General features: G+C 62.8%; 2 protein-coding genes. Both read left to right on the top strand.

The genetic code is table 11. The features are described from left to right. Positions 1–665, top strand: a 665-nt coding sequence (locus tag AC1D0Z_RS20760; protein WP_477660054.1) for a hypothetical protein, incomplete at its 5' end; no start/stop codon positions are given. A gap of 51 nt (positions 666–716) precedes the next feature. Then, positions 717–1,817: hypothetical protein (locus AC1D0Z_RS20755; RefSeq protein WP_477660053.1), on the top strand; the 1,101-nt coding region annotated here is incomplete at its 3' end.

Genomic DNA, 1,817 nt, shown 5'->3' with positions numbered 1-1,817 from the left:
GTGATGCAGCGCTGATGGTGGTGCTGGAGCAGTTGCCGCCCAAGGACGTCCTGGCCGTCATTCGCGAGTACGACAATTCCAAGGCGTCGGTGGTCGGCCTGCTGGTCACGCCCGCGCAGTTTGCGCGCGCCGTGGTGATTGAAAAGCTCTACAAGGACCTTACCCGCACGCACCTGCGCGGCATGGTCAATGCGGTGATCTTCCGGGAAGACGCGGACCCGCTGGAATTTCTCACCGCGATCGGCGACCTGGAGGGTGGCAGCGAAGCCCTCGCTGATTACTTTTCCGAACAGTGGAGCCGTGTCGAGGCCTTTGCGCGCAGCGGCAGCTTTGAGCTTGCCGACGAGTACGGCAAGATGCTGTCCCAGTCCGCGCTGCTGGCCTCGGCCTACGAAAGACCACGCGTCCAGCTGGATGAGATCGCCGACAACGACTGGATGCAAGCCGCCTGGCTGCTGCGTTACGAACTGCCGGACCTGTTCATTGAAATGCTGATGGTGCTGCGCGCCAAGGGCAGTGCGCACAAGGCGATAACTTCCGAAGGCGATGAAGAAGACGAAAACGAGGACGATGTGCAGGACGACGGCAAGGTCGAGACCGGCGACACCGATCGCGGCAAGGCCACGCCGACGGCGCGCGAGTCCGACGAGGAGTCGGCGATCTGAGCCTTCGCAGTTATCTACTTACTCAGACCCATCAGACAAGCCCTGTACCCCATGTCGTCGCCTTCCGCCATCTCGCTCTACGATACGCGCGCCTTTTTTGAGAAGGCGCTGCAGTACGGCGTGCAGCACGGCATCATCAGCGCCGAAAAAATCGAAGCCATGCGGGTCGAAGGCCCCAAGGGCATGGTGCAGATCGCGCGATATTTCGGTAATGAGTATTTGCGTCCGGACCTTGAAAAAGCCCGGGACCGCATGGTGAACCTCGTCAGCCTGTACCTCGAACATTCCTGCCAGGGCGACCTCCGGCAGGCGGCTGAATCGCTGCGCGATTTCTCGCTGCTGTCGCGCTCCAAGGGCGGTTCGGACATGCTCAAGGCCCTGATCGCGATGCCGCAAAACAGCCACTTCGGCATGAATGAGCGCAGCGGCTTTACTGACGAGCACATTCCGTTGCTGGCCAAATGGTCGCTGCGTAGCCTGGGTGACTACCAGGCCGAACTGGCCAGGCGCAGCCACGTGGCGCAGGTGGTCGATGCGGCTGTCTGGCTTGCCGGAGAGCTGGGCATGGACGCCGACGAACTCGAAGAAGCGGGCAAGGATGCCGAAGCGGTGATCCGCACCGCCTTGCTGGTGCTGGCGACGGGCCGCACCGAGATGCCCGACTGGGTCGCGTTCGAGAAAATGATCGCCGCCTTGCGTAAAAAACACGGGGCCGCCCCGGCAGCGCTGCCGCTCGCCGTTCCGAAAAAACTCCCTGCCCACCTGCGGGATGTGGTCGAGGCGGTGCGGCAGTCCGTGATGGCCGACGCGCCAAAAATACTCGACGCGGCCTTGCCGGCGCGTCAGCTGTTTGACCGCAGCCCGGCCTTCATGGGCCGGTACTTCTGGGTGGAAGACGGCCTGAACGAGGTCGATCACCATGACCGCAAGGCATCCGCTGTGTGGAGCAAGGTGACCGGCGGCAATGCGGACGATGGTTCGCTGTTGACGCTGTTCCTCTGCGTGGCTGCCGGTTCCGCACCCAAGACTTTGCTGACCGAGAAAAGCGCCGCGACCCTGCTGCGCAAAATCCAGAAATCCGGTTTTCAGCCCGCGCTGGCCCACCAGTACATCGTGGAACACGCGCCGGTGCAGCACCAGGACGCCTACGCC

The organism is Polaromonas sp. P1_E3 (assembly GCF_056405935.1).
This window is presented reverse-complemented; position numbering and strand designations above follow the sequence as displayed.